Annotated in this window: 2 protein-coding genes; both read left to right on the forward strand. The window is 73.7% G+C overall.

All coding sequences use genetic code 11. The features are described from left to right. The coding region (locus tag SACSA_RS0101730) for a polyprenyl synthetase family protein (protein ID WP_019813028.1) at window positions 1–822 on the forward strand (822 nt) is incomplete at its 5' end. Beyond that, on the forward strand, window positions 819–2,448 hold a 1,630-nt coding region (gene shc / locus SACSA_RS21035; RefSeq protein ID WP_019813029.1), incomplete at its 3' end, for a squalene--hopene cyclase. The genes SACSA_RS0101730 and shc, both read left to right, overlap by 4 nt.

Below are 2,448 nucleotides of genomic sequence, written 5' to 3' on the forward strand. Positions count from 1 at the left end.
CTGTTGGCCGCGCGGGCGGTGCACGCCCCGCCGGAGCGCGCCCTGCCCGGCGCCGTGGCCGTGGAGCTGGTGCACAACTTCTCGCTGCTGCACGACGACGTGATGGACGGTGACGTGGAGCGACGGCACCGCCCCACGGTGTGGCGGTTGTTCGGCATGCCGACGGCGATCCTGGCCGGAGACGCCCTGCTCACGCTGGCGATGCAGGTGCTTGAGGAGACGGGCGAGGCCGCGGCGTCGCGGTGGCTCACCGCCGCCGTGCGACGGTTGATCGAGGGCCAGAGCGCGGACATGGCGTTCGAGCGGCGGACCGAGGTCGGCGTCGGCGAGTGTCTCGACATGGCCGAGGGCAAGACGGCGTCGTTGATGCGCTGTGCCACCGCACTGGGCGCCGTGCTCGGCGGCGCGCCCGGCACGGCGGTGGACGAGCTCGCCGAGTTCGGCCGTGAACTGGGGATGGCCTTCCAACTGGTGGACGACCTGCTCGGCATCGAGGGCAGCCCGGAGGTGACGGGCAAACCGGTGCTGGCCGACCTGCGGGTGCGCAAGAAGTCGGTGCCGGTGGTCGTGGCGATGGCCTCGTCCACCGGCGACGGTGCCGCCCTCGCGGAGCTGTACCGGCGCGCCGACCCGCCCGGCGAGGCCGAACTGCGCCGCATGGCCGACCTGGTCGAGCGCACCGGTGCGATCGAGTGGACCCGGCGGCGCGCGCGGAGGTACATCGACCAGGCGCGAGCACGGCTCGACCGCCTCGGCCCGCCGCCGGAGATCCACGCGGCCCTGTCCGATCTCACCCAGTTCGTCGTGGAGCGTGACCGATGACCGATCTGCTGTCCCGGCCGTCCGTGGCCACCGAGGACCCGACCGTCGACGCGGTGGCCCGGGCCCGCGAGTACCTGCTCACCACGCAGCATGAGCAGGGTTGGTGGAAGGGCGAACTCGCCACCAACGTGACCATGGAGGCCGAGGACCTGTTCCTGCGCCGGTTCCTCGGCATCTCCGACGAGCGCGTCACCGCCGAGACCGCGCGCTGGATCCGGTCGCGCCAACGCGCGGACGGTACCTGGGCGACCTTCCACGACGGACCGGCCGACCTTTCCACGACGGTCGAGGCCTACACCGCGCTCCGGCTCGCGGGCGACCCGGCCGACGCCGCCCACCTGCGGCGTGCTCGGGAGTTCGTCCTGGACAGCGGCGGACTCGAACGGACCCGGGTGTTCACCCGGATCTGGCTGGCGCTGTTCGGGCAGTGGTCCTGGCGCGACCTGCCGGTGCTGCCGCCGGAGCTGATGCTGTTGCCCGACTGGTTCCCGCTCAACGTCTACGACTGGGCGTGCTGGGCGCGGCAGACGGTCGTGCCGCTGACGATCGTGAACGCGGAACGGCCCACCCGCTCGCTCGGATTCGGCGTCCGCGAGCTGCGCACCGGAGCCCCGGCCCGGCCGTCGGCGTCGGCCCTGAGCTGGGCGGGCGTGTTCCACGGGCTCGACGGTGTGCTGCACCGGCTGGAACGGATGCCGGTCAAGCCGCTGCGGCGGGTGGCACTCGCCCGCGCCGAGCGGTGGATCCTGCACCGCCAGGAGGCCGACGGCGGGTGGGGCGGTATCCAGCCTCCGTGGGTCTACTCGATCCTGGCCCTGCACCTGCGCGGCTACCCGGTGAACCACCCGGTCCTGAGCAAGGCGCTCGACGGGCTGGAGAGCTTCACGGTGCGCGAGGACACCGAAGACGGCCCGGTGCGCAGGCTGGAGGCATGCCAGTCCCCGGTGTGGGACACCGCGCTGGCCGTGACGGCGCTGCTGGACTCCGGCACGCCCCCGGACGACCCGGCTCTGGTGCGCGCGGCGGACTGGCTGCTCGGCGAGGAGATCCGCGTCGGCGGTGACTGGCAGGTCCGCAGGCCGGACGTGCCCCCGTCCGGGTGGGCCTTCGAGTTCGCCAACGACCACTACCCCGACACCGACGACACCGCCGAGGTCGTGCTGGGGCTGCGCCGGATCGCCCACCCCGAGCCGCAGCGGGTGCGGGCCGCCGTGGAGCGGGCGACCGACTGGCTGATCGGCATGCAGTCCCGCGACGGAGGCTGGGGCGCCTTCGACGCCGACAACACCCGGGCGCTGTGCGAGAAGCTGCCGTTCTGCGACTTCGGCGCCGTCATCGACCCGCCGTCGGCCGACGTCACCGCCCACGTGGTCGAGATGCTCGCGGCGCGGGACCTGTCCGGCACGGACGCCGCGCGGCGCGGAGTCCGGTGGCTGCTCGACCATCAGGAACGGGACGGCTCGTGGTTCGGCCGGTGGGGCGCCAACCATGTCTACGGCACCGGGGCGGCCGTGCCCGCGTTGCTCGCGGCCGGGTTGCCGCGCACGCACGAGGCCGTGCGGTCGGCCGTCGGCTGGCTGGCCGAGCACCAGAACGCCGACGGCGGCTGGGGCGAGGACCTGCGCT

Source organism: Saccharomonospora saliphila YIM 90502, from assembly GCF_000383795.1.
GTDB classification, from domain to species: Bacteria; Actinomycetota; Actinomycetes; order Mycobacteriales; family Pseudonocardiaceae; genus Saccharomonospora; species Saccharomonospora saliphila.